15 protein-coding genes are annotated in these 16911 nt (G+C 74.0%); 6 read left to right on the top strand and 9 right to left on the bottom strand.

Going from position 1 to position 16911, the window contains the following annotated elements:
• Positions 1-10 precede the first annotated feature (10 nt).
• Complete coding sequence (locus ABZ318_RS17640; protein WP_356903362.1) at positions 11-715, top strand: GntR family transcriptional regulator; 705 nt, start codon at positions 11-13, stop codon at positions 713-715.
• A 76-nt stretch (positions 716-791) separates the two neighbouring features.
• On the opposite strand, the gene ABZ318_RS17645 is transcribed toward ABZ318_RS17640, so the two are convergent.
• Both ABZ318_RS17645 and ABZ318_RS17650 read right to left on the bottom strand, forming a co-directional pair.
• Complete coding sequence (locus ABZ318_RS17645) at positions 792-1925, bottom strand: hypothetical protein (RefSeq protein WP_356903363.1); 1134 nt, start codon at positions 1923-1925, stop codon at positions 792-794.
• Positions 1926-2025: 100 nt separating this feature from the next.
• A complete protein-coding gene (locus tag ABZ318_RS17650; protein WP_356903364.1) occupies positions 2026-2958 on the bottom strand; it encodes a 5-dehydro-4-deoxyglucarate dehydratase in 933 nt (310 codons plus the stop codon).
• 215 nt (positions 2959-3173) lie between these two features.
• Here ABZ318_RS17650 and ABZ318_RS17655 point away from each other — a divergent pair, with 215 nt between their 5' ends.
• Positions 3174-3983: an NAD(P)-dependent oxidoreductase gene (locus tag ABZ318_RS17655; protein ID WP_356903365.1), complete on the top strand. Its 810-nt coding sequence runs from the start codon at positions 3174-3176 to the stop codon at positions 3981-3983.
• A gap of 288 nt (positions 3984-4271) precedes the next feature.
• Here the strand turns inward: ABZ318_RS17655 and ABZ318_RS17660 are convergent, their stop codons facing one another.
• A complete protein-coding gene (locus tag ABZ318_RS17660; RefSeq protein WP_356903366.1) occupies positions 4272-5276 on the bottom strand; it encodes an AraC family transcriptional regulator in 1005 nt (334 codons plus the stop codon).
• A gap of 202 nt (positions 5277-5478) precedes the next feature.
• Between ABZ318_RS17660 and ABZ318_RS17665 the strand changes: the two genes are divergently transcribed.
• Positions 5479-6720, top strand: coding sequence for a TerD family protein (locus ABZ318_RS17665; protein WP_356903367.1), 1242 nt, complete (start codon positions 5479-5481; stop codon positions 6718-6720).
• 16 nt (positions 6721-6736) lie between these two features.
• Here ABZ318_RS17665 and ABZ318_RS17670 read toward each other — a convergent pair whose 3' ends face one another.
• The 4 genes from ABZ318_RS17670 to ABZ318_RS17685 form a co-directional block, all read right to left on the bottom strand.
• Complete coding sequence (locus tag ABZ318_RS17670; protein ID WP_356903368.1) at positions 6737-7753, bottom strand: 1-aminocyclopropane-1-carboxylate deaminase; 1017 nt, start codon at positions 7751-7753, stop codon at positions 6737-6739.
• A 53-nt stretch (positions 7754-7806) separates the two neighbouring features.
• On the bottom strand, positions 7807-8508 hold the full coding sequence (locus ABZ318_RS17675) for a GntR family transcriptional regulator (protein ID WP_356903369.1): 702 nt from the start codon (positions 8506-8508) through the stop codon (positions 7807-7809).
• Positions 8509-8562: 54 nt separating this feature from the next.
• Positions 8563-9987 carry an alkaline phosphatase PhoX gene (locus ABZ318_RS17680; RefSeq protein ID WP_356903370.1) on the bottom strand — a complete coding sequence of 475 codons (1425 nt, stop codon included), beginning with the start codon at positions 9985-9987 and terminating at the stop codon, positions 8563-8565.
• A 279-nt stretch (positions 9988-10266) separates the two neighbouring features.
• Positions 10267-11721 (bottom strand): hypothetical protein, encoded by a 1455-nt coding sequence (locus ABZ318_RS17685; protein ID WP_356903371.1) that lies wholly within the window; start codon positions 11719-11721, stop codon positions 10267-10269.
• Positions 11722-11930: 209 nt separating this feature from the next.
• On the opposite strand from ABZ318_RS17685, the gene ABZ318_RS17690 reads away from it, so the two are divergent.
• Complete coding sequence (locus ABZ318_RS17690; protein ID WP_356903372.1) at positions 11931-13796, top strand: endonuclease/exonuclease/phosphatase family protein; 1866 nt, start codon at positions 11931-11933, stop codon at positions 13794-13796.
• A gap of 12 nt (positions 13797-13808) precedes the next feature.
• Here the strand turns inward: ABZ318_RS17690 and ABZ318_RS17695 are convergent, their stop codons facing one another.
• A complete protein-coding gene (locus tag ABZ318_RS17695) occupies positions 13809-14522 on the bottom strand; it encodes an antibiotic biosynthesis monooxygenase (RefSeq protein ID WP_356903373.1) in 714 nt (237 codons plus the stop codon).
• 148 nt (positions 14523-14670) lie between these two features.
• Here ABZ318_RS17695 and ABZ318_RS17700 point away from each other — a divergent pair, with 148 nt between their 5' ends.
• Positions 14671-15114: a GNAT family N-acetyltransferase gene (locus ABZ318_RS17700; RefSeq protein ID WP_356903374.1), complete on the top strand. Its 444-nt coding sequence runs from the start codon at positions 14671-14673 to the stop codon at positions 15112-15114.
• On the opposite strand, the gene ABZ318_RS17705 is transcribed toward ABZ318_RS17700, so the two are convergent.
• A complete protein-coding gene (locus ABZ318_RS17705) occupies positions 15111-15866 on the bottom strand; it encodes an SDR family NAD(P)-dependent oxidoreductase (RefSeq protein ID WP_356903375.1) in 756 nt (251 codons plus the stop codon). The genes ABZ318_RS17700 and ABZ318_RS17705 overlap by 4 nt on opposite strands.
• Positions 15867-16000: 134 nt before the next feature.
• Between ABZ318_RS17705 and dapA the strand changes: the two genes are divergently transcribed.
• The gene (gene dapA / locus ABZ318_RS17710) at positions 16001-16903 is read left to right on the top strand and encodes a 4-hydroxy-tetrahydrodipicolinate synthase (protein WP_356903376.1); all 903 of its coding nucleotides are present in this window, start codon (positions 16001-16003) and stop codon (positions 16901-16903) included.
• The last annotated feature ends 8 nt before the right edge of the window (positions 16904-16911 follow it).

The following is a 16911-nucleotide window of genomic DNA, read 5'->3' on the forward strand; positions in this document are numbered from 1 at the left end:
AGCCCTCCCGATGACCACCCCCCGCCCCGCCGCCCGCAGCACCGCCATCGGGGACACCCATCCGTCCCTGCGGGAGCGGGTGTACGTGGAGCTGCGCGAGCGGATCATCGAGGGCGACTACCCGGCGGGGCTGCGGCTCGTGGAGCGGGAGATCGCCGACGAGCTGAGGGTCTCCCGGGTGCCGGTGCGCGAGGCGATGCAGCGCCTGGAGTCGGAGGGCTTCCTCTCGGTGCAGCCGCGCCGGGGCTCGGTGGTGGCGGAGTTCGGCCCGCGGGACGCCGAGTACCTCTTCGACGTACGGGAGAACCTGGAGGGCCTGGCCGCGCGGCTCGCCGCCCGGCACGCGACCCCCGCCGGCCGGCGGGACCTGGAGCGGCTCCTGGCGCGGGCGCGGAGGGCGGCGGAGTCCGGGCGGCTGCGCGAGGCCGTCTCGCTCAACGCCGACTTCCACCGCCACATCGTCGAACTCTCCGGGAACCCGCTCCTGGTGGACCTGATGGCCCCGCTCGACTCCCGGCTGCGCCGCCTCTTCCGGCTCACCTCGGCGCAGGCGGACGGCGAGCCGATGTGCGGGGCGCACGAGCGGCTCTACGAGGCGGTCCGCGACCGTGACGAGGACGGCGCGGAGGCCCTGGCCCGCGCCCACGTCGCCGACACCCGCGCCTCGGCGCAGCGCCTCCTCGCGGCGCTGCCGGACGCCGCGGACCCGGCCTGACCAGGGCCTGTCCGGCGGATCAGGGCCGGATAGGCCCTGGGCCGCCCTTCGGGCGACAAAAACGTGACGACAGGCCCTAGCCCAGCTTCCGCAGCGCCGTCCGGACGGCGGCCAGGTCCTCGTCCGAGGCCAGTCCGGCGTGGTAGAGGCGCAGTTCGGTCGCGCCCGCCTCGCGCGCGTGCTCGGCGTCCCGGGCCAGGTGCTCGGGGGCGCCGCCCATGCCGCCGACGACGGAGAGGTTGGCGGCCAGGACGGTCCCCGGGCGGGCGTGCTCCGCGAAATCGGCGAGCTTCGGCGGGCGGGCGACGACGCCGTCCGCGAGGCCCAGGACATGGGCCGGGTCCGTGCCGGCGTCGGCGCCGCAGCGGTACGGGTCGGGGTCGGCGTGCAGCAGGACGCGGAAGCCGGGCGGGGCGGCGGCGCGGACGGCGGCGACGGCGGCCTCCTGGAGGGTACGGGCGGTCCGCGCGCGCCAGGCGAGGGCGGGGGCCTCCAGGGCGCCGAGCCCGCCCGCCGGTCCCGCGCCGGCCCAGACGGGCGCCAGGGCGGCGCGGACGGCGGCGGCCAGCTCGTCGGGGTCGGCGCCCTCGTCCCCGTACCCCTCGCGGCAGGAGGGGCAGAAGCAGAGCGACATCAGGAGCTGCTCGCGCTCCCCCAGGGCTATCCCGGCGGTCTTGTCGTGGGCGTGCAGATGGGCGAGGCCGTACCAGCCGCAGGACTCCAGTTCCGTGCCGGTCGCGCCGGGCCGGACGGCGGCCTCGGCGGCGAGGTCGACGAGGAGGGCGCGGACCTCGGGGCGGGCGATGCAGGGGGCCCACGGGTAGCGGTCGCCGTGGGCGTTGACGACGGAGGTCCCGGGATGTTCGGCGCCGAGGCGGGAGTTGTGGGCGAGGACGACCCAGCTGTGCACGTCCAGGCCGCTCGCGGCGAGGGCCTCGGCGGCCCGTCCGTAGGCGTCGCCGGGCGCCCACTCCCCCGCGGGGTACGGGCGGAGTGCGCGGCCCGCCCAGCGGCCGGGGTCCGGCGGGTAGAGCACGGCGGCGTGTTCGGCGGTGACGATCCGGTGGGCGGGGTGACGGGGGCTCAGCGCCCGGGTGGAGTGGTAGGCGGCGGCGAGGGTGACCTGCGCGAGGCCGAGCTCGGCGAGGAGCCCGGGGGCGGCGGGGTCGCCGTCGACGTCCCAGGGGTAGAGGAAGGCTCCGGCCCTCATGCGCCGGCCTCCTCGAAGAAGGTCTCGGCTCCCACGCGCCGACCTCCTCGGGAAGCGCTCCGGCCCGCGTGCGCCGACCTCCTCGGGGAAACTCCGCTCCTCACGCCCCGGCCTCCTTGAGAAGGGCCCGGCCGCGCTCGACGAGCAGCATGAGCGCGTCGACGTGCTCGGGCGCGGGTTCGCTCAGCGGCGGGCGTACCTCGCCCACGTCCAGTCCGCCCCTGCGTACGGCCGCCTTGACGAGCGAGACGGCGTATCCCCGGCCCTGGGCGCGGAGTTCGACGAGGGGCCGGTAGAAGCCGTCGACGAGCAGGTTCAGGGTGGCGTCGTCGCCGGCGGCGAGGGCGCGGTGGTAGGCGAGGGCGAGGTCGGGGGCGAAGCAGAAGACGGCGGAGGAGTAGAGGGTGACGCCGATGCCCCGGTAGGCGGCGCCGGTGAGTTCGGCGGTCGGCAGGCCGTTGAAGTAGAGCAGGTCGAGGCCCTCGGAGCGGACGGCGCTGACGATCCGCTGCATGAGGCCGAGGTCGCCGAGGCCGTCCTTGAGGCCGATGACGCCGTCGGTGCGGGCGAGGGCGACGGCGGTGTCGGGGGTGAGGACCGCGTTGTCCCGCTGGTAGACGATGACGTCGAGCGGGGTGGCGGCGGCGAGTTCGGTGTAGTGGCGGAGCAGCCCGGCCTGGTCGGGGACGACGAGGTAGGGGGGCATGGCGAGGAGCCCGTCGGCGCCGGCCTCCTCGGCGAGGCGCGCGTACTGGACGGCGAGCGCGGTGCCGTAGCCGGCGCCGGCGACGACGGGGACGCGGCCGGCGGCCTCCTCGACGGCGGCGGCGACGCAGTCCCGGAACTCCTCGGGGGTGAGGGCGTGGAACTCGCCGGTGCCGCAGCAGGCGAACACGGCCGCGGCGCCGGCGTCGACTCCGGCGCGGACGTGGGCGCGGAAGGCGGCGAGGTCGACGGAGCCGTCGGGTGCGAAGGCGGTGACGGGGAAGAACAGCAGGCCGTCGAGGCGGCCGGCGAGCGGGGCAGTGGTCACGGGCGCTCCCAGGGAAGTCCGTCGTGCACAGTCATGACTTTCATCCATATGCATGAACGCTGACCTGACGCACGCTAGAGCAGCGCCGATCGGCTGGTCAAGGCGATTGTGCGGCTCGGCCAAGGATCTTGACGCCTCGTCGGACGCCTCCCTAGCGTGTCCACGGTTGTGAATGCCGCTCACGTGAATGCCACTCGACGGAGGAGACCCGCTCCATGACCGCACCCCGCACCGTCCTGCTCACCGGCGCCGCCGGGGGCGTCGGCACGCTGATGCGGGAGCTGCTGCCCCCGTACGGCTACGAGCTCCGCCTCCTGGACGTCGCCCCCGTGCCGGAGGCGCCGGACGCGATCGTCGCCGACCTCGCGGACCGCGCGGCGCTGCGCGAGGCGGTCCGGGGCGTCGACGCGATCGTGCACCTGGCGGGCATCTCCCTGGAGGCCGACTTCGAGAAGATCATGGCCGCCAACATCGCCGGGACGTACAACCTCTACGAGGCCGCCCGCGAGGAGGGCGTCCGGCGCGTGGTCTTCGCCTCCAGCAACCACGCGGTCGGCTTCACCCGGCGCCCGCGCGAGGGCGAGCCGCCGGTCCCGGTCGACACCCCGCACCGGCCCGACACCTTCTACGGCCTCTCCAAGTGCTTCGGCGAGGACCTGGCCCAGCTCTACTGGGACCTGCACGGGATCGAGACCGTCTCCCTGCGCATCGGCTCCTGCTTCCCGGAGCCCACCTCGGTACGGATGCTCTCGATGTGGCTCAGCCCCGCCGACTGCGCCCGTCTCCTGCACGCGGCGCTCAGCGCCGGGGACGTGGCCCACACGGTCGCGTACGGCTCGTCCGCCAACACGCGCGCGTGGTGGGACCTCTCCACGGCCCGGGCGCTCGGCTACGCGCCGGAGGACGACTCGGAGGCCTACGCAGAGAAGGTCCTCGCCGAGAAGGGCCTCCCGGCCGAGGGCAGCCCCGACGACCTCTACGTGGGCGGCCACTTCTGCGCGGACCCGCCCCGCTGGCCGCACTGACCAGGGGCACGCGGGCCCGGTCGCGCCGAGCGGAGGCACGCGGGCCCGGTCGCGCCGAGCAGGGTCACGCGGCCCCAGCCGCACCGCCCAGGGGTCGCACGGGGCCCGGCCGGACTGATACGGGGGAGACCGGCCGGGACCCGGGCGTCGGTGCGCCGACGCACCTGACCAGCTCACCGTAGGCCCGGTCGAAGATCATCGCGAGCCGCGGAACGCGACACCTGTCCGGATTGCGCGGCGGGCCGGTGCACCGGGAGCACGCGCGCGCGTGGACGCGCCCCTTCCCGCTCAGCGACCCGCGCGGAGCGTCCGGGACGGCGTCTCGCCGAACCTCTCCCGGTAGCGGGCCGCGAACCGGCCCTGATGGGTGAAGCCCCAGCGCCAGGCCACCTCGCTCACGCTCACCTCGTCGGGTGCGGCCGCCCGCAGCTCCTCGCGGACCCGGTCGAGCCGGACCTCCCGCACGTACGCCATCGGTGACATCCCCACGTACTCCCGGAAGGACTCCTGGAGGCGCCGCACGCTCACCCGGGCCAGGGCGGCGAGTTCGGTGGTCGTGAAGGGGTGCTCGGGGCGCTCCCGCACCGCGTCCATGGCGCGCTTGACGGGGGCCGGCCGCCGCGTCTCCGCCGGGTGGGCGAGCACCTCCCGCCACGGGTGCTCGGCGGCCAGCAGCAGGCCGTTCAGCAACGCCTCCTGCAGGGGTCTGGCGACCAGTTCGTGCGTGGCGAGCCCCTCTCCGGCGAGCGCCTCGGCGGCGACCTGGCGGGCGAAGCGCACCCAGCTCAGGCCGGGGCCGCGGGTGATGTCCAGGCGGGGCGCGAAGACGAGCGGCCCGCGCGGCGGCCGGCCCGTCAGCTGTTCGAGCCGGTCGCGCAGTTCGGCCGCGCCGATCTTCACGGACAGGGTCCGGCAGTCCCCGCTCCAGCGGTCGAGGAAGGTGTCCCCGGCCGGGTCGAGGAGCAGCGCCTCGGCGGGCGTCGCGACGATCCGGGAGCTGCCGCCCTGGCGCATCTCCATCGTCCCGCTCAGCGGCGCGTTGAGGTGGTACGCGCCGAGCTCGCCGAAGCTCATCCGCACATCGGCGCCGCAGCTGAGGTCGCCGATGACCAGCGGGCCGAGCGACACGGTGTCGAAGCGGGCCGCGAAGGGGCGCCGCTCCCCGTCGACGACGGCCATGCGGTTCGCGTAGTAGCGCGCGTCGAGCTCCTCCCGTGCCTCGTCCACGTCCTCCGTCCGGAACGAGCTCCCGCCCGTCGCCCCCGCGCCGCCCGCGGCCCCCACAGCTCCCATGGACCGAAAGAATATTCATATGACGGATCTGACCGGGAACAGCGGGATGCCCGGCATGCCACGACCCCGTGGATTCGCCTACGAGCGGCGCCGCGACGGCTCCGTCGCCCTCACCCGCCGGGAACCCCGCCCGCGTAACCAGGGTGGCCGAACCCGCCGCCGGTAAGGGAACGGCAAAGGGGGCCGGATCGTTACCCCTGGCATGACCGCTATGACCCCCGGCTCGAACATCCCTCTCACCGCCGCGCGCGTGGCGGTGGACGTGGCCGCCCCCGTGCGGCTCGACGTCTCGGGCCTGCTGCTCGGCGCCAACGGCAAGGTGCGCTCGGACGACGACTTCATCTTCTACAACCAGCCGGCCGGGCCCGGTGTCACCTACCGCTCCGGCGGCGGGACCGCGCCCGACGCCATCCTGGTGGACACCGGCGCCCTCCCGGCCGGCATCGAGAGGATCGTCGTCACGGCGAGCCCGGACGCCGCGGGCCAGACCTTCCAGGGCATCGAGCCGACGGCCACCATCCGCAACGCGGACGACGGCGCCGTGATCGCCACGTTCACGCCGCCGCGGCTGGCCACGGAGACGGCGCTGGTGGTCGTCGAGATCTATCTGCGGGGCGGCGCCTGGAAGGCCCGCGCGGTGGGCCAGGGGTACGCGAACGGGCTGGCCGGCATCGCGACCGACTTCGGCGTCTCGGTGGACGACGAGCCCGCCGCCGCCCCTGCCCCCGCCGCCCCGGCACCCGTCGCCGCGGCCCCCGTGGCCCCGCCGGTGCCGCCCGCGCCGCCCGCCGCGCCGGTGGACCCGCGCATCGCGGCCCCGGTCCCGCCGGCCCCGGCCGCTCCCCCGGCCGCCTCCGCCTCCACCGGCAAGATCAACCTCGACAAGGGCCGGGTCAGCCTCCAGAAAAACCAGACGGTGTCCCTGGTCAAGGGCGGCCGCCCGCTGCTCTCCCAGGTCAGGATGGGCCTCGGCTGGGAGCCCGCCTACCGGGGCAAGGACATCGACCTGGACGCCTCCGTCATCGCGTACGGCCCGCAGCGCAACCACCTGGACAGCTGCTACTTCGGCAAGCTGTCCATCCTGAACGGCTCGGTCAAGCACTCCGGCGACAACCTCACCGGCGAGGGCGCGGGCGACGACGAGGTGATCACCGTCGACCTCGGCCGCCTCCCGGCCGACGCCACCGGCCTGGTCTTCACGGTCAACTCCTTCTCGGGCCAGAAGTTCACCGAGGTCGCCAAGGCCTACTGCCGGCTCCTCGACGGGACGACGGGCGAGGAGCTGGTCCGCTTCGACCTCACCACCGCCGAGCCGCAGACCGGCGTGATGATGGCCAAGCTGATCAAGCAGTTCTCCGGCGAGTGGGAGATGACGGCGATGGGCGAGTTCGTGAAGTCGCGGACCGTCCGGGGCATGGTGAAGCCGGCCGCCCAGGCGCTCTGAGCGGCCGGAACGCCTCTCAGAACAGCGCGCTGTAGGCGTTGAGGGCGGGCTGGCCGCCGAGGTGGGCGTAGAGCACGGTCGAGTCCCGGCCGATCTCTCCCCGGTCCACCAGGTCGACCAGACCCGCCATCGACTTCCCCTCGTAGACGGGGTCGGTGACCATGCCCTCGGTGCGGGCGGCGAGCCGCATCGCGTCGAGGGTGGTCTCGTCCGGGACGCCGTACACCCCGGCGTGGTAGCGCTCGTCCAGTTCGACGTCGGCCGCCGTCACCTCGCGCTCGACGCCGATGAGGGCGGCGGTGCTCCGGGCGATCCGGGTGATCTGCTCGTGCGTCGGGACGGGCTTCGCGGAGGCGTCGATCCCGATGATCCGCCGGGCCGGGCCGCCCTCCTCGGCGAGCGCGGCGAAGCCCGCGACCATGCCGGCCTGGGTGGAGCCGGTCACCGAGCAGACGACGACCGTGTCGAAGAAGACGCCGAGCTCGCGCTCCTGCCCGGCCACCTCGTAGGCCCAGTTCGCGAAGCCGAGGCCGCCGAGGCGGTGGTCGGAGGCGCCCGCCGGGATCGCGTACGGCTTCCCGCCGCCCTCCTCGACCTCGCGCAGGGCCTGCTCCCAGCTCTCCTTGAAGCCGATGCCGAAGCCGGCCTTCACCAGGCGCACGTCCGCGCCCGCGAGGCGGCTGATCAGGATGTTCCCGACCTTGTCGTAGACGGAGTCGGGCCAGTCGACCCAGCTCTCCTGGACGAGGACGCACTTGAGGCCGGCGCGGGCGGCGACGGCGGCGACCTGGCGGGTGTGGTTGGACTGGACCCCGCCGATGGAGACGAGCGTGTCGCAGCCCTGGGCAAGCGCGTCGGCGACCAGGTACTCCAGCTTGCGGGTCTTGTTCCCGCCGTACGCCACGCCGGAGTTGCAGTCCTCGCGCTTGGCCCAGAGGGCGGCTCCGCCGAGGTGGTGCGTCAGCCGTTCGAGGGGGTGGACCGGGGAGGGCCCGAAGAGGAGCGGGTAGCGGTCGAAGTCGGTGATCGGCAAAGCGGCTCCCGGTGAATGCGACGACGGTCGACGGTCCTGGACGCGCTCAGGCCCTACGGAGCCGAGGACTCCGTGGGCGCGGGGATGCCGGTCACCTCGGCCACCTCGATGGCGTCGTCCGCCAGCTGTTCGAGCGCGGCCCAGATCTCCGTGGTGACCCGCACCGCCTCCTCCGCGTCCCCCGCCGCGCACGCCTCGATGAGCCGGGCGTGCAGCTCGGCCGATCCGCAGCTCCCGGAGTCGCCGAAGAGACGCCGCTCGACGCGGCGGATCAGGGGGGTGTACCGCGCGATCGTGGCGGCGGCCGCGTGGTTGCCGCTGGCGACGACGAGGACCTGGTGGAGCTCGTCGTCGGCGTCCAGGGCCGCCTCCACGTCGGAGGTGCGGACGGCCGCCGCGAAGCGCTCGTTGGCCTCGCGCATGGTCCGGATGCCCTCGGGGCCGAGCAGCGGCACCCCGGTCCTGGCGGCGAGCTCGTGCATCACCCGCACCACCGAGGCGGCGTCCCGGACGACCCGGCTGACCGGCCGGGTGACCCGGGTGTAGCTCTGCGGCTTGGACTCGACGAGCCCCTCGTCGCCGAGCCGGGCCAGGGCCTCGCGCACGGGTGCGCGCGAGAGCCCGAGCCGCTCGGCGAGATCGGCGTCCTTCAGCGGGGCGCCGGGCGCGAGGTCGCCGCGGACGATGGCCTCGCGCAGCGCCTCGTACGCCCGGTCACGCAGCAGGGTCCGGCCCACGGGCCGCAGTGCGTCCATGGACTGACATGTTAGATGTCAGTCCATGGGGCTGACCAGAGATCAGTTCCGGTCTCAGCGGCGGGGCTGACGGCGCCAGGGACCGGTGATCGCCACCATGATGCCCGGAGTCTGGATGTTGGCGAACAGCGTCTCACCGTCGGGCGAGAAGACGACGCCGGTGAACTCGCTGTCGTTGAGGTCGTTGCGGGCGATGGGGTAGGTGCGGCCCGAGTCGGTCGCGCCGAAGAGGTGCTGGACGCCCTCGCCGTCCTCGGCGATGACGAGCCCGCCGTACGGGGAGACGGTGATGTTGTCGGGGCCGTCGAAGGCGCCGTCCTCGTCCGGGGCCGCGTTCACGCCGAGCAGCACCTTGAGGGTGAGGGTGCGGCGCTTCGGGTCGTAGAACCAGACCTGACCGTCGTGCGCGGCGCCGGGGCTCTCCTCGCGCGCGTAGGAGGAGACGACGTAGGCGCCGCCGTCGGCCCACCACATGCCCTCCAGCTTGCGGGCGCGGGTGACCTGGCCGTCCGTGAACTGCTTGCGGACGGGGGTGGTGCGGGCGTCGCGGTCGGGGACGTCGACCCAGTCGACGCCGTAGACGGTGCCGATCCGGGTGGCGCGGGACAGGTCGTCCACGAAGCGGCCGGAGGAGTCGACGCACTTGAAGGCCTGGAGCGCACCGGCGTCGTCGGCGAGGGCGCGGAGCTTCCCGCGGCCGTGCTCGAAGCCCTGCGGCGGGACCCAGCGGAAGAGCAGCCCGTTGGGGCCGGAGGCGTCCTCGGTCAGGTAGGCGTGGCCGCGCTTGGGGTCGACGACGACGGCCTCGTGGGCGTAGCGGCCGAAGGCCTTGATCGGCTTCGGGGCGAGGTTGGCCCGGCGGTCGTGCGGGTCGACCTCGAAGACGTAGCCGTGGTCCTTGGTCATGCCGTTCTTGCCGGCCAGGTCCTCGGTCTCCTCGCCGGTCAGCCAGGTGCCCCAGGCGGTGCGGCCGCCCGCGCAGTTGGTGGAGGTGCCGGCGACGCCGACCCACTCGGCGACGGTGCCGTCGCGGTGCACCTCGACGACCGTGCAGCCGCCGGCCGCGGCCGGGTCGTAGACGAGACCCTCGGCGAGCGGGACGGGGTGCTCCCACTTGTTGCGGGGGCCCTTGAGCTCGTGGTTGTTGACGAGGTACGTGGTGCCGCGCGGCCCGGCGAAGGCGGCGGTGCCGTCGTGGTTGGAGGGCGTGAACTCGCCGGACTCCAGGCGCGTCACGCCGCTGTGGGTGACGACGCGGTACGAGAAGCCCTCGGGCAGGGCGAGCATCCCGTCGGGGTCGGCGACCAGCGGGCCGTACCCCAGCGTCCGCCCGTGACCGTGGCCGGCTCCGTACGCCTCCGGCTCGTCGGACGCGAGCGCCTCGGGCGCGGTGGCGAGAGCCCCGACGACTCCGGTGAGGGCGAGGCCCGCGCCGGCGACGGCGGACTGCTTGGTGAACTCTCTGCGGTTGAGCGGCATGGTGGTGGGGTCTCCCTGTGATGGCCGGATCTCGCGGGCCACCCTCCCGCGCCCCCGCGAACACCGCCTGAACACCACGGGAACACCACCGGGCGCCGCCCCGGAACCGCCGCACCGGGTCAGCCCGAGCCCCTCCGGGCGCCCCGCCCCGGCACCTCCGAGCGGCTTCCCGAGGCCGCCCTCCCGAGGCGCCGTTCCCCGAGGCGCCGTTCCCCGGACGGCCGCTCCCGGCCATCCCCGCGGGACGCCCCCGTGGGGCGCCCCGGGCGCGGCCCCGCGTCAGGAGCCCGAGCGGGAGCGAGCCTTGAAGGCGGCCTTGCGGGCGTCCTTCGCCGCCGTCTTGTCACGGTGCAGGCGGCCCATCGCCTCCAGGACCTCGGCGGTGGCGGGGTGCTCCACCCTCCAGGCCGCCTCGAAGAAGCCGCTGTGGCGGCCGGTCAGGCCCTCGATCAGCTCCTGGAGCTCCTGGAGGTCGCCGTCCGAGGAGAGCTGGGCCGCGATCGTGTCGATCGCCAGCCAGAAGACCATCGACTCCGGCGGCGCGGGCACGTCCGTCGCGCCGTGCTCGGCGAGCCAGACCCGGGCGAGGCCGCCGAGTTCGGCGTCGTCCAGGACCTCCCGGACGGCGGGCTCCGCCTCGGCGCCCACGAGGGAGAGCGTCTGCTGGCAGTGGAGGCGGCGGAGCGGGGATCCGGCGTCGGAACCCCGGGCGGCGTGCAGCAGTTCGCGGGCCGCGCCGAGCGCGTCGCGGCCGGCCAGCCACGCGGCGGTCTCCTCGCGGGCCGCGGCCTCCGGGTAGCCGGCGATCCCGTCGAGGAGCGCGTCGGCGCCCTTTTCCGTCAGGTCTCCGACGGCGGGCGCGTCCACGCCGGCCTCCAGCATCCGGGCCCGGACGCCGTAGAGGCCGAGCGGGGTGAGCCGGACCATGCCGTAGCGGGTGACGTCCTCGTCGTCGACGGGCGGCGCGGGCTCCTCGCCCTCCTCGGCCATGAGGGCCTCGTCGACGGGCTGGTACTCGACGAGTCCGATCGGTTCGAGCAGCCGGAACTGCTCGTCGAGCCGCATCATCGCGTCCGAGACCTGCTCCAGGACGTCGTCGGTGGGCTCGCCCATGTCGTGCGGGACGACCATCGACGCGGCGAGCGCGGGCAGCGGGACGGGGCCCTCGCCGGCTCCGCCCTCGCTGACGGTCAGCAGGTAGAGGTTGCCGAGAACCCCCTCCAGGAACTCGGCCTCGGCCTCGGGGTCCCAGTCGAGCGCCTCGACGTCGATCTCGCCGTCCTCGCCGAGGATCGCGTCCAGGTCGTCGAGGACGGGCGCGACGGCGTCGGCGAAGACGGCGTCGAAGCCGTCCAGCCAGAGTCCGAGGACGTCCTGGGGCGAACCGCCCGTGACCAGCGCGAGGTTCTCGCCGGGGCCGGCCCGGCCGGGGAGGTCGGCGTCCTCACCCTCCTCGCCGTCCTCGACGGCGACGAGACCGGTGTCGACGGCGAGCCGCCAGGCGTCGCCGGCCCAGGTCTCGCCGTCCTCGTCGTCGGCGAGGCCCAGGACCTCGGCGGCCTCGGGGAGCTGCTCGTCGACGAGCTCGCCGCCCGCGTCGACCCGGGTCCCGGGCCCGGCCCAGCGGGCGAGCCGTACCGCCTGGGCGAGGAGGGGGGCGGCCAGGGCGTCCCGCGCCAGCTCCGCGTCCGCAGGCAGCCGAACGGGGGGGAGGGTGGGGTGGTCCGCTGACATCTGGGGGGTCTCCTCGACGCGTGCGTGGGTGAAGGCGGAAGGGGCTCATCGAGCGTCCTCAGGGTAGACGCATCCGGGACCCCGTCCGCCGGTTCACGGATCCGTCAGCCTTCGTACACCCGTCGACTCTTGACAAGTGCGGGGCTCTCACAAGAGATTGACGCGCGTAGATTCATCTGCCGATCCTCCAAGCACCCTCGGAGCCTCTGATGTCTTCGTCCATACCGAGATTCGCCGCGGTCTCCGCCGTCGTCGCCTCCGCCCTCGCCGCCGGTCTGCTCGCGGGTCCGTCGAGCGCCGCCGCGGACGTCACCACCGCGGAGGCCACCGCGGACGGCGCCGCCGCCGGCGTCCGCGTCCACGACATCCAGGGCACGACGCGCGTCTCCCCCCTCGTCGGCAAGCAGGTCGCCGGCGTCACGGGCATCGTCACCGGCGTCCGCACCTACGGCTCGCGTGGATTCTGGATCCAGGACCCGGAGGCCGACGCGGATCCGGCCACCAGCGAGGGCATCTTCGTCTTCACGAGCTCCGTCCCGACCGTCGCCGTCGGCGACGCGGTCAGCCTGAGCGGCACGGTCACCGAGTACGTCCCCGGAGGCCTGAACTCGGGCAACCAGTCGCTGACCCAGATCTCGAAGCCGGTCGTCAAGGTCGTCTCGAAGGGCAACCCGGTCCCGGCCCCGGTGACGATCTCCGGCTGGTCGGTCCCCGACGCGTACGCCCCCGAGGGCGACCCGGCCGCGGGCGGCTCGATCAACGGCCTGACCCTGGACCCCGAGACGTACGCCCTGGACTACTACGAGTCCCTGGAGGGCACCAACGTCCGGATCGACTCCTCGCGGGTGGTCGGCGCCACCGACCCGTACGCGGAGCTCTGGGTGACGGTGAAGCCCTGGGAGAGCCCCAACCTGCGCGGCGGCACGGTCTACGGCTCGTACGAGTCCCAGAACACCGGCCGGCTCCAGATCCAGTCGCTGACGCCGCTGGCCCAGCAGCCCTTCCCCAAGGCGAACGTGGGCGACCGGCTGACCGGCACCACCGAGGGCCCGCTCGACTTCAACCAGTTCGGCGGCTACACGCTGACCGCCCGCACCCTCGGCACGGTCGTCGACGGGGGCCTGGAGCGCGAGACCACGGACAAGCAGCACAAGAACGAGCTGGCCGTGGCGACGTACAACGTCGAGAACCTCGACCCGAGCGACCCGCAGGAGAAGTTCGACGCGCTCGCGAAGGCGGTCGTCGAGAACCTCGCCTCGCCCGACATCGTCGCCCTGGAGGAGATCCAGGACAACAACGGCGCCAAGAACGACGGCACGGTCGCCGCCGACGCGACGGTGAAGAAGTTCACCGAGGCGATCGTGGCGGCCGGCGGCCCGGCGTACGAGTGGCGCTCGATCGACCCGGTGGACGGCAAGGACGGCGGCGAGCCCGGCGGCAACATCCGTCAGGTCTTCCTCTTCAACCCCGAGCGGGTCTCCTTCACGGACCGCGCGGGCGGCGACGCGACCACCGCCACCGCCGTCACGGGCACCAAGGGCCGCGCCGCGCTGACCCTCTCCCCCGGCCGCATCGACCCGGCGAACGCCGCCTGGGAGGCCAGCCGCAAGCCGCTCGCGGGCGAGTTCGTCTTCCGCGGCCGCACGGTCTTCGTGATCGCCAACCACTTCGGCTCGAAGGGCGGCGACGAGTCCATCGTCTCGCACCACCAGCCGCCGAACCGTTCCTCCGACGCGAAGCGACTGCTCCAGGCGCAGGCCGTCAACGCCTTCGTGAAGGACATCGTCGCGCTCGACAAGCAGGCCGACGTGCTCGTGGTGGGCGACATCAACGACTTCGAGTTCTCCGGGACGACGCAGGCGCTGACCGACGGCGGCGCGCTGTACCCGGCCGTGAAGTCGCTGCCGCTCAGCGAGCGCTACTCGTACGTCTACCAGGGCAACAGCCAGGTCCTCGACCAGATCCTGACCAGCCCGGGCGTGCACCACTTCGAGTACGACAGCGTGCACATCAACGCCGAGTTCGCCGACCAGGACAGCGACCACGACCCGCAGGTCCTGCGCTTCCGCCCCTGACGGCCCGGCCCGTCACACGCCCGCGCTCAGACTGAGCGCGGGCGTGTACCGCCGCACCCGGCTCCCCACCAGCCCGGGGTGGTGGTGGACCCGCTTCCAGGCCTCGCTCAGCCGGGCGTCGTCCGCCGACCACTCCTCATGGGCCCGCTCGCTCTCCCACTCGGCGTAGTTCAGGACCCGGTCGCCCTCGACGGTCAGATGGAAGTGGGCGCCGATCCCGCCGGACCCCGGCCGCGTGGCCGCGTCCTCGTCCAGGGCGGTGAGGACGGCGTCCACCCACTCCTCCCGGTGCCCCGCGCCGGCCCCGTCGAAGTCGGCCTCGGCGACCACGACGACGCCGGGCAGCTCCCCCGTGCCCGTCGCGCCGCGGACGGCGGAACGGTGGATCGGCCCGTAGCGGCGGAGTTCCACCCGCTCGATGCCGGGCACGGCGGCGTCGATCTCGGCGTTCCGGTCGTCGCGGTAGGTGCGCACGAAGTCGTCATAGGCCTGCTGCTCGGTCCACTGCGAGTAGTGCAGCAGCGTGTCCCCGTCGGTCCCGATGAAGACGCTGTACGAGAGGAGGCCGAGGTCCGGCCACTCGCGGCTCTCCCAGGCCGTCCGGATGGCCTCGACGGCGGCGCGCTGGCGCTCGGGGGTGCCGACCCTCCAGGTGCTGACGAGGACGGCGCCGACTCCGGGGCGGTGGAGGTCGGGACGGGCATCGGGGCGGGCGACGGCGTTCACGGGGGTGTCTCCTCCTGGTCGGTGCGGACGACCCGCAAGGTGCGGACGACCCGCAAGGTGCGGACGACCCGCTCGGTGCGGATGACTCGACCCTCCTCCCTCAACCGTGGTTGAGGTCAAGGGGCTTCGCCGTGGGAGACTTCGCGCCATGATCCTCCGCCCCGCCACCCGCGCCGAACTGCCCGCCGTCCTCGCCCTCCTCGCCGACGAGGACAGGGTCGTGGACCCCGCCTCGGTCGCCGTCACCGACGCGTACGAGCGGGCCTTCGCGGACATCGAGGGCGATCCGCGCAACGAGATGCTGGTCCTGGTGGACGGCGACCTCGTCCTGGGCTGCCTCCAGGCCACGTACATCCCGGGGCTCGGCAGGGGCGGCGCCGAGCGGGCCCTGATCGAGGCGGTCCGGATCAGGGCCGACCGGCGCGGCGGAGGGCTAGGCCGGGAGCTGATGGAGCGGGCCGTGGCGCGGGCGAAGGAGCGCGGCTGCGCGCTCGTCCAGCTGACCAGCGACAAGAAGCGGGAGGACGCCCACCGCTTCTACGCCTCGCTGGGCTTCGCGCGCAGCCACGACGGCTTCAAACTGGCGCTCTAACCCAGCAGGTGCCCGCCGCCGTCGACGAGGAGGACCTCCCCGGTGATGTACGAGGCGTGGGCCAGGTCGAAGACGGCGCCGGCGATGTCCTCGGGGCGGCCGACCCGGCGCAGCGGGACGACCCCGGCCACATGCTCCTTGGCGGCGTCGGCGCCCTCGACGCCGTCGAACCAGGGGGTGTCGATGAGGCCGGGCGCGACGGCGTTGACGCGGACCTCGGGGCCGAGGGTCTTGGCGAGGAGCTTCGTCATGTGGTTGACGGCGGCCTTGGAGACGGCGTACGGGATGGAGCTGCCGCCGGGCCGGACGCCGGCCTGGGAGGAGACGGTGACGACGCTGCCGCGGGTCTTGCGCAGGTGCGGGACGGCGGCGGTGACGGTCTGCCAGACGCCGATGACGTTGACGTCGTAGAGGTGGCGCCAGACCTCGGGCGAGGCGGCTTCGAGGTCGTCGTGCGGGATGAACCGGGTGGTGCCCGCGCAGTTGACGAGGAGGTCGAGGCGGCCGAGGGCCTCCACGGTCCGCTCGACGAGGTCCTTGGCCTGGGTCTCGTCGGAGACGTCCGCCCGGAGGTAGACGGCGCCGGGCAGTTCGGCGGCGAGGCGTTCGCCGGCCTCGACGGAGCGCGCGGAGTTGACCGCGACCCGGTAGCCGGCCTCGGCGAGGCGGCGGGCGACGGCGGCGCCGATGCCCGAGGACGATCCGGTGACGAGTGCGACGCGCTGTTCGGCGGCGGTGTTGTGCGAGTTCATGCGGTGCGTTTCTCCATGTCCCCCTGTCGCGCCCGCCGATCATGCCAGACGACCCCACTCTTCAGCGGTTCTTATCTCTCGCACCAAGCAGATCTAAGTGGACCTTCACCGTCGGGCGCGGCCAGACTTCCGGAATGATCACTCCTTCCGGAACCAGCCCCGAACGCCCCTTCGGGCGTGCCCTCTGCGCGATGGTCACCCCGTTCACCGCCGCCGGCGCGCTCGACCCCGACGCGGCGGGGGAACTCGCCGTCCGGCTCGTCGCGGAGGGCTGCGACGGCCTGGTCCTCAACGGCACGACGGGCGAGTCCCCGACCACCACCGACGCCGAGAAGGCCGCGCTCGTCCGCGCCGTCCGCGAGGCGGTCGGTCCCGGCCCGTCGGTCCTGACGGGGGTGGGCACCGCCGACACCCGCCACACCGTGGAGCTGGCCCGGCAGGCCGAGGAGGCGGGGGCGGACGGGCTGCTCGTCGTCACCCCGTACTACAGCCGTCCCCCGCAGTCGGCCGTCGAGGCGCACTTCCTGAAGGTCGCGGACGCGACCGGGCTGCCGGTGATGGTCTACGACATCCCCGGCCGCACCGGCACCCGGGTCGAGCCCGCGACGATGCGGCGGCTCGCCCGGCACCCGCGGATCGTGGCGGTGAAGGACTGTTCGTACGACCTGCTCGGTTCGGCCCGGCTGATCGCGGAGACGGGGCTCGCGTACTACTCCGGGAGCGAGGAGCTGAACCTGCCGCTGTACGCGGTGGGCGGCGCCGGCTACGTCAGTACGGTGGCGAACGTGGCGCCGCGTCAGATGCGCGCGGTCCTGGACGCCTTCGACGCGGGCGACACGGCGGGCGCGGCCCGGCTCAACGCCGGGGTCCTGCCGCTGACCGAGCTGATGATGGCCTCGGGCCTGCCGGGCACGGTGACCGCGAAGGCGCTCCTCGGCGGCCCGGTGCGCGAACCGCTGCGGCCCGCGGACCGGGAGGCGGCCGACGCGCTGCGCGCGGCGCACGGGGCGCTGGTCCGGGCGGAGTCACTGGTGTAGCAGCCCCG

It is taken from the genome of Streptomyces sp. NPDC006197 (genome assembly GCF_040613865.1).
Classification (GTDB): domain Bacteria; phylum Actinomycetota; class Actinomycetes; order Streptomycetales; family Streptomycetaceae; genus Streptomyces.

What these genes read in the sequence shown, in the direction of transcription:
- ABZ318_RS17705 (WP_356903375.1), bottom strand. Translation starts at nt 15,866, where the DNA reads ATGAACTCGCACAACACCGCCGCCGAACAGCGCGTCGCACTCGTCACC.
- ABZ318_RS17655 (WP_356903365.1), top strand. Translation starts at nt 3,174, where the DNA reads ATGACCGCACCCCGCACCGTCCTGCTCACCGGCGCCGCCGGGGGCGTC.
- ABZ318_RS17685 (WP_356903371.1), bottom strand. Translation starts at nt 11,721, where the DNA reads ATGTCAGCGGACCACCCCACCCTCCCCCCCGTTCGGCTGCCTGCGGAC.
- ABZ318_RS17640 (WP_356903362.1), top strand. Translation starts at nt 11, where the DNA reads ATGACCACCCCCCGCCCCGCCGCCCGCAGCACCGCCATCGGGGACACC.
- ABZ318_RS17700 (WP_356903374.1), top strand. Translation starts at nt 14,671, where the DNA reads ATGATCCTCCGCCCCGCCACCCGCGCCGAACTGCCCGCCGTCCTCGCC.
- ABZ318_RS17675 (WP_356903369.1), bottom strand. Translation starts at nt 8,508, where the DNA reads ATGGACGCACTGCGGCCCGTGGGCCGGACCCTGCTGCGTGACCGGGCG.
- ABZ318_RS17665 (WP_356903367.1), top strand. Translation starts at nt 5,479, where the DNA reads ATGACCGCTATGACCCCCGGCTCGAACATCCCTCTCACCGCCGCGCGC.
- ABZ318_RS17680 (WP_356903370.1), bottom strand. Translation starts at nt 9,987, where the DNA reads ATGCCGCTCAACCGCAGAGAGTTCACCAAGCAGTCCGCCGTCGCCGGC.
- ABZ318_RS17660 (WP_356903366.1), bottom strand. Translation starts at nt 5,276, where the DNA reads ATGGGAGCTGTGGGGGCCGCGGGCGGCGCGGGGGCGACGGGCGGGAGC.
- ABZ318_RS17690 (WP_356903372.1), top strand. Translation starts at nt 11,931, where the DNA reads ATGTCTTCGTCCATACCGAGATTCGCCGCGGTCTCCGCCGTCGTCGCC.
- dapA (WP_356903376.1), top strand. Translation starts at nt 16,001, where the DNA reads ATGATCACTCCTTCCGGAACCAGCCCCGAACGCCCCTTCGGGCGTGCC.
- ABZ318_RS17645 (WP_356903363.1), bottom strand. Translation starts at nt 1,925, where the DNA reads ATGAGGGCCGGAGCCTTCCTCTACCCCTGGGACGTCGACGGCGACCCC.